The organism is Claveliimonas monacensis, from assembly GCF_014982975.1.
Taxonomy (GTDB): domain Bacteria; phylum Bacillota; class Clostridia; order Lachnospirales; family Lachnospiraceae; genus Claveliimonas; species Claveliimonas monacensis.
In genome coordinates, this window is record NZ_JADCKL010000014.1 from 17,247 (window position 1) to 34,933 (window position 17,687).

At 44.8% G+C, this 17,687-nt stretch carries 18 protein-coding genes and 1 tRNA gene; 14 read left to right on the top strand and 5 right to left on the bottom strand.

All coding sequences use genetic code 11. The features are described from left to right. Positions 1-4 precede the first annotated feature (4 nt). The 4 genes from recF to dnaA form a co-directional block, all read right to left on the bottom strand. Positions 5-1,102, bottom strand: a complete 1,098-nt coding sequence (gene recF / locus INF30_RS12945) for a DNA replication/repair protein RecF (protein ID WP_226395520.1) — start codon at positions 1,100-1,102, stop codon at positions 5-7. After that, on the bottom strand, positions 1,092-1,301 hold the full coding sequence (locus INF30_RS12950) for an RNA-binding S4 domain-containing protein (protein ID WP_226395521.1): 210 nt from the start codon (positions 1,299-1,301) through the stop codon (positions 1,092-1,094). Before INF30_RS12950 ends, recF begins: the two co-directional genes overlap by 11 nt. Before the next feature lie 12 nt (positions 1,302-1,313). Then, a complete protein-coding gene (gene dnaN, locus INF30_RS12955) occupies positions 1,314-2,420 on the bottom strand; it encodes a DNA polymerase III subunit beta (RefSeq protein ID WP_226395522.1) in 1,107 nt (368 codons plus the stop codon). A gap of 287 nt (positions 2,421-2,707) precedes the next feature. Next, entirely contained in the window at positions 2,708-4,084 is a 1,377-nt protein-coding gene (dnaA, locus tag INF30_RS12960) for a chromosomal replication initiator protein DnaA (protein WP_226395523.1), read from the bottom strand. A 386-nt stretch (positions 4,085-4,470) separates the two neighbouring features. On the opposite strand from dnaA, the gene rpmH reads away from it, so the two are divergent. From rpmH to rsmG, 8 genes are all read left to right on the top strand, one after another. Further along, positions 4,471-4,605, top strand: a complete 135-nt coding sequence (rpmH, locus tag INF30_RS12965; RefSeq protein ID WP_021859823.1) for a 50S ribosomal protein L34 — start codon at positions 4,471-4,473, stop codon at positions 4,603-4,605. Between the two features lie 46 nt (positions 4,606-4,651). After that, the gene (gene rnpA / locus INF30_RS12970; protein ID WP_076779863.1) at positions 4,652-4,996 is read left to right on the top strand and encodes a ribonuclease P protein component; all 345 of its coding nucleotides are present in this window, start codon (positions 4,652-4,654) and stop codon (positions 4,994-4,996) included. A gap of 16 nt (positions 4,997-5,012) precedes the next feature. After that, positions 5,013-5,225, top strand: a complete 213-nt coding sequence (gene yidD, locus INF30_RS12975; protein WP_076779866.1) for a membrane protein insertion efficiency factor YidD — start codon at positions 5,013-5,015, stop codon at positions 5,223-5,225. A gap of 76 nt (positions 5,226-5,301) precedes the next feature. Beyond that, positions 5,302-6,375, top strand: coding sequence for a YidC/Oxa1 family membrane protein insertase (locus INF30_RS12980; protein WP_226395524.1), 1,074 nt, complete (start codon positions 5,302-5,304; stop codon positions 6,373-6,375). 67 nt (positions 6,376-6,442) lie between these two features. Then, positions 6,443-7,327, top strand: coding sequence for an RNA-binding cell elongation regulator Jag/EloR (gene jag / locus INF30_RS12985; RefSeq protein ID WP_226395525.1), 885 nt, complete (start codon positions 6,443-6,445; stop codon positions 7,325-7,327). A gap of 56 nt (positions 7,328-7,383) precedes the next feature. Beyond that, a complete protein-coding gene (gene mnmE, locus INF30_RS12990) occupies positions 7,384-8,781 on the top strand; it encodes a tRNA uridine-5-carboxymethylaminomethyl(34) synthesis GTPase MnmE (RefSeq protein WP_226395526.1) in 1,398 nt (465 codons plus the stop codon). Next, positions 8,747-10,675 carry a tRNA uridine-5-carboxymethylaminomethyl(34) synthesis enzyme MnmG gene (mnmG, locus tag INF30_RS12995; RefSeq protein WP_226395527.1) on the top strand — a complete coding sequence of 643 codons (1,929 nt, stop codon included), beginning with the start codon at positions 8,747-8,749 and terminating at the stop codon, positions 10,673-10,675. Before mnmE ends, mnmG begins: the two co-directional genes overlap by 35 nt. A 16-nt stretch (positions 10,676-10,691) precedes the next feature. Beyond that, positions 10,692-11,408 (top strand): 16S rRNA (guanine(527)-N(7))-methyltransferase RsmG, encoded by a 717-nt coding sequence (gene rsmG / locus INF30_RS13000; RefSeq protein ID WP_226395528.1) that lies wholly within the window; start codon positions 10,692-10,694, stop codon positions 11,406-11,408. Positions 11,409-11,445: 37 nt separating this feature from the next. On the opposite strand, the gene INF30_RS13005 is transcribed toward rsmG, so the two are convergent. Continuing rightward, positions 11,446-12,402, bottom strand: a complete 957-nt coding sequence (locus INF30_RS13005) for an alpha/beta fold hydrolase (RefSeq protein WP_226395529.1) — start codon at positions 12,400-12,402, stop codon at positions 11,446-11,448. Between the two features lie 242 nt (positions 12,403-12,644). On the opposite strand from INF30_RS13005, the gene INF30_RS13010 reads away from it, so the two are divergent. From INF30_RS13010 to INF30_RS13035, 6 genes are all read left to right on the top strand, one after another. Next, on the top strand, positions 12,645-13,409 hold the full coding sequence (locus INF30_RS13010; protein ID WP_076779881.1) for a ParA family protein: 765 nt from the start codon (positions 12,645-12,647) through the stop codon (positions 13,407-13,409). Between the two features lie 27 nt (positions 13,410-13,436). Next, positions 13,437-14,354, top strand: coding sequence for a ParB/RepB/Spo0J family partition protein (locus INF30_RS13015; RefSeq protein WP_226395530.1), 918 nt, complete (start codon positions 13,437-13,439; stop codon positions 14,352-14,354). After that, positions 14,354-14,929 (top strand): DUF4446 family protein, encoded by a 576-nt coding sequence (locus tag INF30_RS13020; protein WP_076779886.1) that lies wholly within the window; start codon positions 14,354-14,356, stop codon positions 14,927-14,929. Before INF30_RS13015 ends, INF30_RS13020 begins: the two co-directional genes overlap by 1 nt. Positions 14,930-14,931: 2 nt before the next feature. Then, entirely contained in the window at positions 14,932-16,218 is a 1,287-nt protein-coding gene (gene serS, locus INF30_RS13025) for a serine--tRNA ligase (protein WP_226395531.1), read from the top strand. Between the two features lie 10 nt (positions 16,219-16,228). Further along, positions 16,229-17,104: a DUF3881 family protein gene (locus tag INF30_RS13030; protein WP_226395532.1), complete on the top strand. Its 876-nt coding sequence runs from the start codon at positions 16,229-16,231 to the stop codon at positions 17,102-17,104. Positions 17,105-17,496: 392 nt separating this feature from the next. After that, positions 17,497-17,568 (top strand) — tRNA-Arg (locus INF30_RS13035). The last annotated feature ends 119 nt before the right edge of the window (positions 17,569-17,687 follow it).

Here is a 17,687-nt window from a genome sequence, read left to right on the forward strand (position 1 = left end):
CCTCCTAGTTTTCCATGATGACATGCCCCTGGTGGACATGAAATACTTTATTGATAGAAAATCGATGGTTTACAAATTCATCTACACCTGTACAGGTAATAAGAGCCTGTATGTCGTGAATACTGTCCAATAGATAGTTTTGCCTGTGTTTGTCAAGCTCAGACAGCACATCGTCAAGAAGCAGGATGGGCGTATCTTTTGTGAGCAGCCTCACAAGCTCTATCTCGGAAAGTTTCAGGGAGAGGGCAGCTGTCCGCTGCTGTCCCTGGGAACCGAATTTCCGGATATCGATCCCGTTTGTCATAAAACAGATATCGTCCCTGTGGGGTCCGCACCCGGTGCTCCTCATGCGAAGGTCCCTCTCCCGCCCTCTTCTCAAGGCTTCCTGGAGGGGCTCCCCCTTTGTGTCAGGCTCGTATTTTACCTCTATGTTTTCCAGGCCCCCGGTAAGTTTTCTGTGTATATCAGAAATGATATCATTCACCTGGACCATGAATTTTTTTCTGGCTTTTATGATCTTTTCACCGTAGCCTGCAAGCTGCATATCCCAGATATCAAGCGTCTCCGCAAGCGAACTGCCGCCCGACTCCTGACGGGCCAGATCCTTGAGGAGATGATTCCTCTGGTTTACAATGCGGTTATAGTTTGATAAATTGCTCAGATATACTTTATCGAGCTGCGAAAGCTCAAGATCTATAAATCTTCTTCTCTCGGAGGGTCCGTTTTTAATAATATTCAGATCCTCCGGAGAAAAGAAAACAATGTTTACGATGCCAAACAGTTCACTTGCCTTTCTTATCGGCATTTTATTGACTGCTATGCCTTTGGGACTGTTTTTCTTGAGATGCATATCGATCTGATATGGAATTCCCCTTTTCTCAATGACCGCTTCAATGTGGGACTCATCCTGCCCAAAGCGGATCATGTCCCTGTCCCTGGTTCCTCTGTGTGACTTTGTGGTCCCGCACATGTAGACAGCCTCCAGGATATTGGTCTTTCCCTGGGCATTGTTCCCGTAAAAAATATTGGTAGATCCGCAGGGCTCCAGCTTCAGAAGGTCATAATTTCTGAAGTCCTTAAGTTTTAAAGATCTAATTTTCAATTTTTATTTCTTCTCCGTTATAAGAAACGATATCTCCCGGGTAAAGCTTTTTCCCGCGCCTCGTATCTGTCTGGCCGTTTACTTTCACAAGCCCGTCCTGGATGACCTCTTTGGCCTCCACGCCGGACTCCACAAGGCCGGCCGCCTTCAGGGCCTGCCCCAGTTTAATAAATTCATCTCTGAGATGTAAACTCTGCATAAAATCACTCTCCTAGATCGCGTTAAAATTGACCGGAAGGATCAGATAGATATAACTCTCTGTCTCATCTTTGATAAAGCACGGAGCTTTTGCGTTCATAAGATAGAGATCCACTTCCTCATCGTCGATGACCCTGAGGGCATCGATGAGGAATTTCGGGTTGAATCCGATCATCAGATCTTTTCCTTCTTTTGTGATCATAATATCTTCGTTCATGGATCCAAACTGGGATTTGATCCGCAGCTCCATCACATCATCGCCGATATTGATGATAATAGGCTTTTTATCTCCCTCTTTTACCAGCAGAGTCGCCCTGTCTATACAGTTCAAAAAGTCTCTCTTGTTGATCCTTACTTTTGTCTCGTAGTCGCTGGAGAGCATCTGGTCGATCTTGAAGTACTCTCCCTCGATCAGACGGGACACGACCACGGTCCTGTCAAATTCAAATACAATATGGTTGCCGGTAAAGTACATGCTCACCTGACTCTCCGCTTCTCCGGAAAGGATCTTGCTGATCTCGGTGAGAGTCTTTCCAGGAACAACGATCTTGTGATCCTGACACTCATCCTTGAGTTCGATCCTGCGGATGGAGATGCGGTGTCCGTCCAGAGATACAACTCTGAGCATGCCGTTTGAAATTTCAAAAAGCTCCCCTGTCATCAGTTTGTTGCTCTCATTGTCTGCAATGGAGAAGATCGTCTGACGGATCACTTCTTTCAGTGTGAACTGGGAGATGGTGACGGTCTCTGTCTTTTCAATGACAGGGAGATAGGAGAAATCTTCCCCGGATCTTCCCATAATATCGAATTTGGCCTTCTCGCAGGTGATGGTCATCTGATCTTTTTCATCTGTCTCTATAACAATATCGCTGTCAGGAAGTTTGCGGACGATCTCTGAAAAGATCTTTGCGTCTATAGCGATCATTCCATGTTCTCTGATATCTCCGTCTATCTCTGTCTGAATGCCAAGTTCCATATCGTTGGCTGTCAGCTTGATAATGTCTACTGTGGCATCAATAAGTATACATTCAAGAATGGGCATTGTTGTCTTAGAAGGAACTGCTTTGGATACGATGCTGACTCCTTTTACAAGATCTGCTTTACTGCATATGATTTTCATAGCTGTGTATAACTCCTTTCGCGCGTCTGCAATAGATAAATATATAATAGATTTTCCGTCTTCTTCGTAGTAGGGCTTGGGAAAGAGTGGAAAAGCCTTCCAAAGCCAGTATTTTCAAGCCTCACACGATTTTAAAACACTGTGGAAATCATAAAATTTACATGTGGATGGGCATAGGAAAACTTTTTTGTGTTTTTGATAAAGGAATTGTTTATCTATCCTATGCACAGTCCGTCCACATAGTTTTTCACAACATTTCCACATGTTGTCCACATCCTGAAAGGATACTAAACAGGATTGATCTTTTTCTTTATTATATCAATGGTGTTGCTGAGGCTTTCGTTCTCCTTGATCTCAGCCTGTATCTTTTTGATACCGTGGTTGATGGTGGAGTGATCCTTTCCTCCAAGGACGATACCCATCACTTTCAGGGAGGCGGATGTCATGTCCCGGCACAGATACATGAATATCTGGCGGGGAATCGCGATCTCAGCGGTCCTCTTGCTGCTCTTAAGATCTGCGATGCTGATTCCGAAATGCTCGGAGACAACATCCAGGATCAGTTCCGGTGTCACCTCCCGGTTTGCCTGGGAAGAGATAATGTCCTTCAGGGCTTCAGCCGCAAGGGGGATGTCGATAGCCTCCTGGGTGTTTTGGAGCTTGTAGAGAGCGATCAGTTTGTTGAGAGATCCCTCCAGCTCACGGATGTTTGTCTTGACATTTGTGGCGATATATTCCAGTACATCGTCAGGAATATTGTATTTCTGCAGAGAATCCATCTCAATCTTCTTCTGCAGAATGGCCATCCTTGTCTCATAATCTGGTGCGGAGATGTCCGCTATCAGCCCCCACTCAAACCTGGTGCGGAGCCTTGCCTCCAGCGTCTCGATGTCCTTGGGAGGACGGTCGCTGGAGATGATGATCTGTTTTCCTGCCGTGTGCAGGTGGTTGAAGGTGTGGAAGAATTCTTCCTGGGTACTCTCTTTTCCTATGATAAACTGGATATCGTCGATCAAGAGTACGTCGTTGTTCCGATATTTATCGCGGAAATCCGACATGGAATTCTCTTTTGGGTTCTTCAGCGCCTGGATCAGTTCGTTCGTAAACGTCTCGCTGGTCACGTAAAGAACTTTTTTCTTAGGATTTTTATCCAGAATAAAATGAGCCACCGAGTGCATCAGATGGGTTTTTCCAAGTCCAACTCCTCCGTAGAGGAAAAGGGGATTGTACACTTCGCCCGGAGACTCTGCAACTGCCAGGGAGGCTGCGTGGGCGAAACTGTTGTTTCCTCCCACAACAAACGTATCAAATGTATATTTTGGGTTAAGCCCTGCCTTCTGAGCAGCAGTCTTTGTACGTTTCTTTTCAGATGCTTTTGAAGCCATCTCCATAATCTCGTCCAGGCGGTCGTCATCTTCCGACACGAAAACGACCTCAAACTCCTTTTCCGTGATCTCGGCAATGGACACCTTCAGAGGAAGCCTGTATTTTTTATCAATGTACTCAACGCTTGCATTCATATTGACAAGAATGAAAACCGTATGATCTACTACTTTATACACCTTCAGAGGTTTGATCCAGGTATTGAAGGACACGTTGAGGAGCTCGTGCTCCACTCTGAGGTGTTCTATGATTTCCGGCCATTTTTCTTCTACGATATTCATTACAAAATAACTCCTAATCTAACATACATTTCATGCATCGTATCATATGCTTATTCTTATCTATTTTACATCAAAATAAGGTATTAAGCAACGAAAAATCGGGGGGGATAAGTTTTGGAAAATGAGAAAGTGGCTAAAATAGTGCCTTTCAGCTTGGAAATCCACAGAAATTTTCCTGTTATCCACATAATTTTGAAAAGATATCCACATTTTGTTGATAACTTTTCTTCCTATATTATATGATGCCATGGGCGCAGCTGAGAGGAAAAACTTTATGAAATCATCGGTTTTGCTTGACTTCACGGAACTTATTGAATATAATCAAAACTGATGTCTAGGAAAAGAGCGGGAGTATTCCTGTGTAAAATATAAGGAGGTGGATATCTATGAAAATGACATTCCAGCCAAAAAAGAGACAGAGAGCAAAGGTTCATGGTTTCAGATCCAGAATGAGCACAGCAGGCGGAAGAAAAGTTCTTGCTGCAAGAAGAGCTAAAGGAAGAAAGAAATTATCAGCGTAGGCCGCATCTTTGTGGCCTTTTCTTCTCTTAAAATCAGGAGATGAAAATGAAATTTTCCGAATCACTGAAAAAAAACAGAGATTTTCAGCACGTCTATAAAAACGGAAGATCCCATGCCAACCGGTATCTGGTCATGTATGAACTTGACAATGGTCTGGATAAGAACAGACTGGGGATTTCCGTCAGCAAGAAGGTTGGCAACAGCATTGTCAGGCACAGGCTGACAAGATTAATACGTGAAAGTTATCGTCTGAATGAAGAATTGTTCCCATGTGGTAAAGATATAGTGGTCATAGCCAGAGTGGCAGCGAAAGGAAGAAGCTGCCGCGAGATTGAAAGTGCACTTCTGCATCTGGGGCGTCTTCACAAGATGATACAGATAAATCAATAAAGCGGAGTGATGTGTCGTGAAAAAGATTTTGATAGGTCTGGTGAAAATTTATCAGAAATATCTGTCGCCCCTCAAGGGACATTCTACATGTATCTATTTTCCTACATGCTCCCAGTATGCAGTGGAGGCAATTGAAAAGTACGGAGCGCTCAAGGGAGGGCTTCTGGCTGTCTGGAGGATACTCCGCTGTAATCCTTTTGCTAAAGGAGGCTACGATCCGGTTCCGTAGCAATGTAAAATATCAGGATAAAATGCAGGCCGGGGCGATCTGATCGTCTGATCGCGTAAACGGAGGAAAAGAAAATATGGAAGGTGTAGTATTGACAGCTGCAAACTGGCCGATCATAGGACAGATTGCGGATCTGCTCGGTATTGTCATGAATTTTATCTACGAGATATTAGATAAGATTCTTCCCTCAGATGTAGGTCTGGTGGGACTGTCGATCATCTTATACACGATACTTGTATATATGATCATGATGCCGCTTACTATCAAGCAGCAGAGAACATCCAAGATGACTGCGGTCATGAACCCTGAACTTCAGGCAATTCAGAAAAAGTATAAGAACAAAAGAGACCAGGCATCTCAGATGAAGATGCAGGAGGAAATGCAGCAGGTATATGATAAATACGGGACGTCCATGACAGGCGGATGTCTTCCCATGCTTATCCAGATGGTGCTTCTGTTCGCCCTGTACCCGGTTGTTTACCAGATGGAGGACTATGTTCCCGCAATCAAGAATGCACCGGCTGATGTACAGAAATTCCTGACCGTCCCGGATCTGTCTCTTTCACCGATGCAGCTGTTCTCTGACAGAGCACAGATTTCTGAGCAGTTTGGTGTGTCAGCAGTGGTTCTGGTCATCACAGCGATCGCTCTTCCGGCCATATCTGTTCTCACACAGTTCCTGAGTATGAAACTGTCACAGGCTCTCTCAGGACAGGCTATGGATAAGGATAATCCGATGTACAGCACAATGAGGACAATGAACATTACCATGCCTCTGTTTTCACTGTTCGTCGTTGTATCACTTCCGGCAGGTCTTGGTATTTACTGGATCATCAGTGCTGTGGTAAGATGTCTGCAGCAGGTATTTATCAATCGTCATCTGAAGAAGATCTCTGTGGATGAGCTCATTGAGAAGAATAAAGAGAAAGCCGCTAAGAAGCGGGAAAAGAGGGGCGAGAGGGCAGAGAAGATCAATGCTATGGCCCAGACAAACACAAGGAGCATTCAGAGCAAGGCAAAGACATCTGTACAGACTGACAAAGACAGAGAAGAGAAACTCCAGAAAGCTGTAAACAACAAAAACAAAGAAAAAGAGGGCAGCCTTGCCTCAAAGGCAAATCTGGTTAAAAAGTACAACGAAAATAATTAAAACACAGGAAGGGACTTTTTCTTAAATGGAGGAGTCCCTCTAAGTGGATATAGGGAGGGAGAACATAATGGAAGGCAGACGCGCAGAAGAGATTACAGTATCAGCAAAGACACTGGATGATGCCATCACAGAAGCTCTGGTCCAGCTTGGCGTGACAAGTGACAGACTGGAATATGATGTCATCGAAAAGGGAAGCCCTGGATTTCTCGGAATTGGCATGAAGCAGGCTGTGATCCGGGCCTGGAGAAAAGAAGAACCGAAAGAAGAGAGTGTGGATGAGATCGCGGAGGAGCTGATCAAAGAGGCAGTTCCGACAGACATCACTCTTGATACCAAAGAAGAAAAAGAGCCGAAAAAGCCCAAAAAAGAAAACAAAGAGCCCAAGAAGGCAGCTCAGAAATCCGGCAAAAAGGAAATAAAAAAAGAACAGAAGAAAGAGGCAAAACCGGAGGAGAAAACAGAGCCGCGGCATGAGACAGAGCTGGCAAAAGTGGAGGACGCCACTATAAAAGAGTGCGAGACATTCCTTCAGAATGTTCTCCAGGCTATGCATATGGAAGTGGAGCTTTGCTCCAAGGTCGACGAGGAGGGAGCACTCTCCATTGAGATGAAGGGCGACAATATGGGTATCCTCATTGGAAAAAGAGGACAGACCCTTGACTCACTCCAGTATCTGACAAACAGGGTTGCAAACAAGATGCAGGCCGGCTATGTGCGGGTGAAACTTGACACGGAGGATTACAGGGAAAGAAGAAAAGAGACTCTGGAAAATCTTGCAAGAAATATTGCTCACAAAGTGAAAAGGACAAGAAAGCCGGTTACTCTTGAGCCGATGAATCCCTATGAGAGAAGGATCATCCACTCTGCTCTGCAGGGAGACAAAAATGTGACAACGCACAGTGAGGGCGAGGAGCCTTACCGCCGCGTAGTTGTGACACTGGTGAGAAAATAAGAAAGGCAGAGGTTTTAACCTCTGCCTTTTTAACTCCGGGGAAAGGAGAGATATATATGTACAGCGAGAGCAGCACTATTGCCGCCATATCTACTTCCATGTCCGAGGCGGGGATAGGCATTGTGAGAATTAGCGGAGAAGATGCCTTTCAGATTGCGGACAGGATATACAGAGGGAAAAACAATAAGAGGCTTTCTGATCAAAAGTCCCACACCATCCACTACGGGTATATTGAGGAGAATGGTGAGACGATTGACGAAGTTCTTGTCATGCTTATGAGAGGACCACGCACATTTACAGGCGAAGATACAGTGGAAATCGACTGCCACGGCGGCGTCTATGTATTAAGAAGAGTGCTGGAGGCATGTATCCATGCGGGCGCCAGGCCGGCTCAGCCGGGGGAATTTACCAAGAGGGCTTTCCTGAACGGAAAGATGGATCTGTCTCAGGCTGAGGCTGTCATAGATGTCATACAATCTCAGAATGACTACGCCTTAAAAAGTTCGGTCAGCCAGCTCAGGGGAAGTGTAAAGAAAAAAATAGATGATATAAGAAACAAAATACTTTACCATACTGCTTTTATTGAGTCGGCCCTGGATGATCCGGAGCATATCAGCATCGAGGGCTATGCACAGGTCCTGGAGAGGGATGTGGAAGAGCTTAAGGGCAGGCTGGACAGCCTTCTGGCCTCCGCCGATGACGGGCGCGTCATGAAGGAGGGAATCAAGACGGTTATCGTTGGAAAGCCCAATGCCGGTAAATCTTCCATACTGAATATGCTCCTGGGGGAGGAACGAGCCATCGTCACAGACATAGCGGGTACTACCAGGGATATTCTTCAGGAGCATATGAACCTGCAGGGCATTTCCCTGAACATTGTAGATACAGCCGGGATAAGAAAAACCGATGACAGGGTGGAAAAGATCGGTGTGGACAGAGCCCTGAGCCAGGCTAAGGAGGCGGATCTTATCATCTATGTGGTGGACTCCTCCATGCCCCTGGATGACAATGACCGGAAGATCTTTCAGTTTATAACAGGAAAAAAGGCGATCATCCTTCTAAACAAGTCCGACCTGGAACGCAGGACCGGAGAGGAACAGATCCGGCAGATGTGCGCGGAGAGAGGGATGAAAGATACTCCTGTCATATCTGTCTCCGCAAAAGAAGAAGAGGGGATGGAGGAGATGGAGCACGCGGTAAAAGAGCTGTTCTATCACGGGGATCTTTCTTTTAACAGCGAGGTGTACATCACAAACGCAAGGCATAAGCATGAACTGGAAAGAGCATATGGAAGCCTTGAAAAGGTATTGGAAAGCATACGTATGGATATGCCGGAGGATTTTTATTCCATTGATCTGATGGATGCATATGAGTCACTGGGAAATATTACAGGAGAGACAGTAGGAGAGGATCTTGTCAATGAAATTTTCAGCAAATTCTGTATGGGAAAATAAAGACCAATATGACGTGGCTGTCATTGGCGCCGGGCACGCCGGATGTGAGGCGGCGCTGGCATGTGCCAGACTGGGGTTTCGAACGATCGTGTTTACAGTCAGTGTGGACAGCATCGCCCTTATGCCCTGCAATCCCAATATAGGGGGAACATCCAAGGGGCATCTGGTGAGGGAAGTGGACGCCCTGGGCGGTGAGATGGGAAAGGTCATCGACCGCACCTTTATCCAGTCCAAGATGCTCAATAAATCCAAGGGTCCGGCAGTACATTCACTTCGCGCCCAGGCTGACAAAGCCTTTTACAGCAGGACTATGAGGCAGGTGCTGGAGAGCCAGGAAAATTTGGAAATCAAGCAGGCGGAAGTGGTAAATATCCTGACAGAGGATGTAGATGGAAGAAAGAAAGTCACAGGTGTGCAGACATATTCAGGCGCTGTATTTCGCTGTCAGGCGGTCGTTCTCTGCACAGGTACATATCTGAAGGCGCGCTGCATTTACGGGGATGTGAGCACAAATACGGGCCCTAACGGGCTGCAGGCAGCCAACTATCTGACGGAGTGCCTGAAGGATCTGGGAGTGAAGATGAACAGATTCAAGACCGGGACACCTGCCAGGATTGACCGGAATACCGTTGATTTCAGTAAGATGGAGGAGCAGAAGGGGGATGAGAGGATCGTACCCTTCTCCTTTACAACTGACCCGGAGAGTATCCAGAAGGACCAGGTGTCCTGCTGGCTGACTTACACCAATGAGAGGACCCATGAGATCATAAGGAAAAATCTGGACAGATCGCCTCTGTTTTCGGGCATGATCGAGGGAACAGGCCCCAGATACTGCCCTTCCATAGAGGATAAGGTAGTGAAATTTGCGGATAAAAGCCGGCATCAGGTCTTCATCGAGCCGGAGGGTCTGGAGACCAACGAGATGTATATAGGGGGTATGTCCAGCTCTCTTCCCGAAGATGTCCAGTATGAGATGTACCGGTCTGTCCCCGGACTTGAACATGTAAAGATTGTGAGAAATGCCTACGCTATTGAGTACGACTGCATAGATGCCAGACAGCTTAGGCCGACTCTGGAATTCCGGAATATTGACGGCCTTTTCAGCGGCGGTCAGTTTAATGGAAGTTCCGGATATGAGGAGGCAGCGGCCCAGGGGCTTCTGGCAGGTATTAACGCCGCCAGAAAGCTGCAGGGAAAAGAAGGCGTGATCCTGGACCGGTCAGAGGCCTACATCGGTGTGCTTGTAGACGATCTTGTCACAAAGGAAAGCCACGAGCCCTACAGGATGATGACATCCAGGGCTGAGTACCGTCTTCTACTCAGGCAGGATAACGCAGATCAGAGGCTGACAGCCAAGGGATATGAGATAGGATTGATCGATCAGGAGAGATATGAGCGGCTCCTTAAGAAAGAAAAACTTATAGAGACAGAGATGGAGCGGCTGAAGAAGACTTATGTGGGGACGACAGAGGAAGTGCAGAAGCTTCTGGAAGAGAATGGTAGTACGCCCTTGACGTCAGGTTCCAATTTGGCGGAGCTGGTAAGGCGCCCGGAACTTTCCTACGAGATCTTATCGCCTCTGGATCATAACAGGCCGGAATTTCCGAATGACCTGAGAGAGGAAGTCCAGGAACAAGTTAACATAAATATAAAATATGAGGGGTATATATCCAGACAGAAAAAGCAGGTAGAGCAGTTTAAAAAGATGGAGAGCAAGAAGATTCCGGAAAATATTGACTATGACCAGGTGAAGAGCCTGCGGATAGAGGCTGTACAGAAGCTGAAAGAGTATCAGCCGGTATCTGTGGGGCAGGCATCCCGCATATCCGGCGTGTCACCTGCGGATATCTCTGTACTCCTTGTTTATATGGAACAGTTAAAAAGCAATAGATAAAGCGGCAGGAGATTTTATGGAAGAAAGAATATTCGATAGTAAGTTAAAACAGCTTGGGATTGTTCTGACAGATAAAATGAAAGAACAGTTTGACAGATACTTTGAGCTTCTCGTAGAGTGGAACAAGGTGATGAATCTTACAGGGATTACAGAGTATGAGGAGGTGAATGAAAAGCATTTCCTGGACAGCCTTGCCATTGTAAAAGTACAAGATATGGAGCAGGTCTCTACGGTCATCGATATCGGGACAGGGGCCGGATTCCCGGGTATCCCACTGAAGATTGCTTTTCCCCATCTCAAAGTTACACTGTTGGATTCTCTGAATAAGAGAATTAAGTTTTTAAACTGCGTCATTCAGGAACTTTCACTTGAGGATATCTGTGCGCTTCACGGCAGAGCAGAAGACTATGCAAAGAAAAGTGAGCACAGAGAGGCATATGATCTCTGTGTATCCAGAGCTGTGGCGAATCTGGCTACTCTCTCGGAATACTGTCTACCCTATGTGAAAAAGGGTGGTATGTTCATACCTTACAAATCAGGAGAAATAGAGGAGGAATTGCAGAATTCAAAGAAAGCGGTGTCGATCCTGGGAGGAAAAATTGAACAGGTGGAGAAATTCTGTCTTCCGGAGAGTGATATAGCAAGATCCTTTATAAAAATAGAAAAGAAAAAAAGTACACCCGGAAAATTTCCAAGGAAAGCCGGACTTCCAACAAAGGAACCGCTGCAATAACAGCGGTTCCTTTGTTGATTCTTTATATGATCGTTCACTACTCTATATTGAGACATATTTTAATCTGCTCAAGAAGTTTGTCTGGAGTTTCCAGCTGTGGCAGATATCCTGACTCAGTAATATGGAAGATCTCAATGGAAGGAAGAATCTTCTGATACTCTGCAGCCTCGCTTTTGTTTCTCTCATTATCCCCTGTTACTATGAAGATACTATTGGACAGATCTTTTAAATAGAGCATTATATTTGCAGTCAGGTAGTTTCCGCTGAGACTTGCAAAAAGATACTTTGAGGATGCATTTCCATAGTGGGCAGCTTCATAGTAAGTCATAATCTCTTCATGTTTGATTTTACTCTTGTCATAAAAGTAATACTCTCTGAAATGTTTTTCTATATTATCCTTTCGCACAAGTATATTATATAAAAGCGTTCCAATGAGAGGAAGAAGGATCAGTTTTGTCAGTATGCGGCTGCTGTTGGTTGGAATATGTGCTGTTGTATATATGTCAGCTGGGTTTATCATAACGATGTTGTCAATGATTTCTCTGTTATTCTGACAGGCTCCCAGGATAAAAGAGGAAGACTGTCCGGTTACGATCACGTCACTTTTTTCTTTTATGACATTTTTTATAAAATCATTGATAAGCTGTACATATAGATAGTTTGTATAGGTAAGGTTCGGCTTGTCCGAACGTCCACATCCAAGCAGATCCAGTGAGTAGACTGTCCGGGTTTTGGCAAGTGTTTTGATCACATTTTTCCATTCATACTCTGAACTGGAGGTGGTCAGATCATGTACAAGGAGAAGAGGAGTGCCTTGTCCCTGTTTTGTGTAAAATATTTTTCCAAACTTCCAGTCATAATAGGTTTCAGACGAAGAACTGAGCAAATGGTCTATTGTGGCTGAAATATGGATGGCTTTATTTATCAGATGTATACCGACGGAGGTTGCTCCCGTAAGAATTGTCGTAATCGTAAGGGCTTTTTTCCAACTCATAAGAAATTCTCCTTTCTGTAGGTTATACAAATAGTTTACCATATCTTGAATAAGAACTAAAGTAATATCTGCATAAAATGTTTCACGTGAAACATCAGAGTGAAAAAAGTGGACAAAAGAGAAATGTTTCACGTGAAACATTTAGGAAAAACAGAAAAAATATGTTTCACGTGAAACATATTCTGGAATATAAAAGAGAAAGGTGATATACTAGTAATAATCACTGAGAGAGGTAAAGTAAAATGGGAAGAATAATAGCAATCGCCAACCAGAAGGGTGGGGTCGGGAAAACGACAACAGCCATTAATCTTTCAGCATGTCTGGCAGAAAAAGGAAAGAAAGTGCTTGCAATCGATATGGACCCCCAGGGAAATATGACCAGTGGATTAGGCGTGGATAAAGACAGCGTTGAAAAGACAGTATATGACCTGATCATCGGAGAAGCCCAGATTGAGGAAATAATCTGCAAAGAAGTGTTGGAGAATTTGGATGTTCTTCCAACGAACATAGACCTTTCAGCTGCTGAAATAGAATTAATAGGCATTGAAAACAAGGAATACATTATAAAAAATGAAGTGGAGAAGGTAAAAGAAAACTATGATTTCATCATTATCGATTGTCCGCCTTCCCTGAGTATGCTGACGATCAACGCGATGACAACTGCAGACTCTGTGCTCGTTCCTATTCAATGTGAATATTACGCGCTGGAAGGATTGAGTCAGCTCATACATACAATTGAACTCGTGAAGGAGCGTCTGAACTCAAATCTTGAGATAGAGGGCGTTGTGTTTACTATGTATGATGCGAGAACTAATCTTTCACTCCAGGTCGTTGAGAATGTAAAGGACAACTTAAATCAGAATATCTACAAGACGATCATACCGAGAAATATCAGACTGGCGGAGGCGCCGAGCTACGGAATGCCCATTAATCAGTATGATCCAAAATCATCTGGAGCAGAAAGCTACAGACTGCTCGCGGATGAAGTGATAGAAAAAGAGGAATAGCAGAAAAACAGAAGGTGGAGGAAAAATATGCCGGTAAAAAGAAAGGGGCTGGGAAAAGGACTGGACAGTCTGATCCCGGAAAATAAATCTGCTAAAGTATCCAGCTCTGAGAGTAAAAAGACAGAAGAAACAGCCGAATTAAAAAGCGGCGAGCAGATGATGAAGATCAATATGGTGGAGCCAAACAGAGATCAGCCGAGAAGAAATTTTGAGGAGGATGCTCTTCTCGAATTGGCTGACTCTATCAAACAGTATGGTGTGCTTCAGCCTCTGATTGTCAGAAAAAGGAATGATTACTACGAGATTATTGCTGGTGAGAGAAGATGGCGTGCTGCAAAGATGGCGGGGGTGAAAGAAGTTCCTGTCATCATAAAAGAATATAATGAGCAGGAAATACTGGAGATTGCTTTGATCGAGAATATCCAGAGAGAAAACCTCAATCCGATCGAGGAGGCTATGGCTTTTAAAAAGCTGCTGGAGGAATTCAATCTCAAGCAGGATGAAGTAGCAGAGAGAGTATCGAAGAGCAGGACAGCCGTCACAAACTCAATGCGTCTTTTGAAACTGGACCAGAGAGTGCAGCAGATGATCATAGATGATATGATCAGTACAGGACATGCGAGAGCCCTTCTTGCCATCGACGATCCGGAACAGCAGTATATGCTGGCTAACAAGATTTTTGATGAAAAGCTGAGTGTCCGGGAGACAGAGAAGCTTATCAAAGAGATCAAAAATCCAAAGAAGCAGAAAGAAAAGAAAGTTATTGAAAATGCTTTTATATACGAAGATATAGAAGATAAGATGAAACAGGTGCTTGGCACTAAGGTGCATGTGGCATCAAAAGGAAAAGGAAAGGGAAAAATAGAAATAGAATATTATTCGGATAAAGAATTAGAACGTATGTTCGATATGATCATGTCCATAGGAAAAGGAGAACAGATTTAATGGAAAGTGCAATCTTACAAAGACTGGGAATAGATCCGGCATTTATTTTTCTGTTTATGCTGATACTGATCATTGCCCTCTTCGTATTGTATGTGAATGTCAGTATGAAGTACGACCGTCTGAAAAACAGCTACAACTCGTTTATGAAAGGAAAAGATGGAAAGACTTTAGAGGAAAGTCTTCTCTCAAAATTCTCAGAGATAGACGGACTTGCGAAGCTGACCAAACAGAACAGACAGGATGTCAAAGATATTTACCGCAAAATGGAGAAAGACTTCAAAAAGGTCGGTATCGTCAAGTATGACGCATTTAATGAGATGGGTGGAAAACTGAGTTTTGCCCTGGCCATGCTGGATGGAAACAACAGTGGATGGGTTATCAATGCCATGCACAGCAGAGAAGGCTGCTATACTTATATAAAAGAGATCGTCAAGGGCGAGAGCTACGTGGAACTTGCGGAGGAAGAGACAGAGGCTCTGGACCGCGCGATCTTCAGCGAGGCCTACAGCATGGATGTGAAGGAAACAAAGGAAAACAAAAAGAGAACGAATAAGAGTGAAAGGGATGAGGTGTAAAAATGCTTGATATCAAATTTGTAAGAAACAACCCGGATGTAGTAAAAGAGAATATAAAGAAGAAATTTCAGGATGAGAAGCTTCCTCTTGTAGATGAAGTTCTTGAGCTGGATAAGAGAAACAGAGAGATCAAACAGGAAGTGGAGGTCCTCAGAGCTGAGAGAAACAAGATTTCGAAAGAGATCGGCGCCTGCATGGCACAGGGCAAAAAAGAGGAAGCTGAGGAGCTGAAAAAGAAAGTACAGGCAAACGCTGACAGGGTGGAGAGCCTTTCAACAGAGGAAAAAGATGTGGAGGCAAATATCAAAAAGATCATGATGACCATCCCCAACATCATCGACCCGTCTGTACCGATCGGAAAAGACGACAGCGAGAACGTAGAGATCGAGAAATTCGGTGAGCCTGTAGTTCCTGACTTTGAGATTCCTTACCATACAGAGATCATGGAGAGCTTCAACGGCATCGACCTGGAGAGCGCCGGAAGAGTAGCTGGAAACGGCTTCTACTATCTGATGGGAGATATCGCAAGACTTCACTCCGCAGTCCTTGCCTATGCGAGAGATTTCATGATCGACAGAGGATTCACATACTGTGTGCCTCCTTTCATGATCCGGAGCAACGTGGTGACCGGAGTTATGAGTTTTGCGGAGATGGATTCCATGATGTATAAGATCGAGGGAGAGGACCTGTACCTGATCGGAACAAGTGAGCACTCCATGATCGGAAAATTCATTGATACTATGCTGGAGGAGGAACAGCTTCCCCAGACACTGACATCCTACTCTCCCTGCTTCCGGAAAGAAAAAGGAGCGCACGGCATCGAGGAGAGAGGTGTCTACAGGATCCATCAGTTTGAAAAACAGGAGATGATCGTTGTCTGCAAGCCTGAGGACAGCATGAAGTGGTATGACAAACTGTGGCAGAACACAGTGGATCTGTTCCGCTCTCTGGATATCCCTGTGCGCACACTGGAGTGCTGCTCCGGTGACCTTGCGGATCTGAAAGTGAAATCCTGCGATGTGGAGGCATGGTCTCCGAGACAGAAGAAATACTTTGAGGTGGGCAGCTGCTCAAACCTGGGAGATGCACAGGCAAGACGTCTTGGTATCCGCGTAAAGGGAGCAGAAGGAAAATATTTTGCCCACACTCTGAACAACACAGTAGTAGCGCCGCCTAGAATGCTGATCGCTTTTCTGGAGAACAACCTGCAGGCAGATGGCTCTGTGAGAATTCCGGAAGTGCTGCGTCCGTATATGGGTGGGCATGACAAGATTGAAAAGAAAAAATAATAGGTGACAGATGCATAAATATTTAAGGTCAATTGGTTATGGCTGTATTAAGTCAAGGACAGAGCTGAATAAATTTCTGAAGACAATAGAGAACGATTATACATGCCATGAACTGGTCTCTCTGGACGAGGAGGCAGACTTCTGTGAATATCAGAAGGAATGCGGGGCAGGCATAGGAGTTGCCGTGTGCGGGGATATGGATATGCGCGAGACATTTTACAGACAATACTACTATCCATATTTTATCGGAAGCGGCATCTCCTCCTACGCTGACATTATTGTCGAAAAAAGGATGGACCGGGAAGCCTACGTAGGCATATGCGAGGATGTGAAGGTGGGCGTCAGCCTGATCTTCCATCTGCAGAATACAGTGGAATATATAAAAGAAAAACAGCTCTCCGGTGACAGGCTGAAATTCGGCTCTGTGACCCTGGCGGGGCTGTGCAATTCCGGAACAGTCCTTCTTCCTGTTATGAAAAGCAAAGAGACAGAGCAGAGAAGAAGGGAGGAATCCCGGAACAGGATGATGCTCCTCAGTGCGGCCAGAAACGGAGATCAGGCTGCCATGGAGAGCCTGACACTGGATGACATTGATATTTATTCAAAAGTTTCAAAACGCCTTGTGACAGAGGATGTATTCAGTATTGTGGATACGTATTTCATGCCGTACGGGGTGGAGTGCGACAGATATTCGATCCTGGGAGAGATCCTGCATGTACATACTATCCAGAACCAGGAGACGGGAGAAGAGCTCTACGTCATGAAGCTGGATGTGAATGAGCTGGAGTTTGATGTCTGTGTGCCGGTAAAGGGCGTGTTCGGAGAGCCGGCCCAGGGACGCAGATTTAAGGCAAATATGTGGCTGCAGGGCAGAATTAATTTCTGATACTGAAAAAATGGCAGGGACAGCTTTGGAAAAGCTGCTTCCTGCCATGAAAATAAAAATAACAGTTGATTTTGAACTTACAAGATGATAAAATAATTAAGTACGAAATAAATATATTTATGTTCCCTTAGTAAAATGGATATTACGGATCCCTCCTAAGTGTTTGCTAAGCGAACACCTGAGGAAACAGGACAGAAGCAGAAAAAGGATCAAATCGGATCCGGTACGGAAACCATTTGAACGGAGCGGAGACAAGAAAAAGGTGTTTGCTCAAGTGTCAAAGGGATCAAAAAAATTGTTGGTTATCAGCATTGAAAAAGGCTGTTACCATAGAATCGGCTATCTGACCGAGAGGCTGAAAACCCAGTGTTTAAGCCAAAAAATCAGAGAATGTCTCGTTAGTTAAATGGATATAACAGGGTCCTCCTAAGACTCAATTATAGGTTCGATTCCTATACGAGACGGTAGATATAAGCGGGAATTATTAGCTGGAAAGGCTTTAATAATTACCCGCTTATCTCATTTTCTGAAGAAGAAAATTACCCTGAATGGGATGAAAATCCAGCTAATACACTGTCAAAAA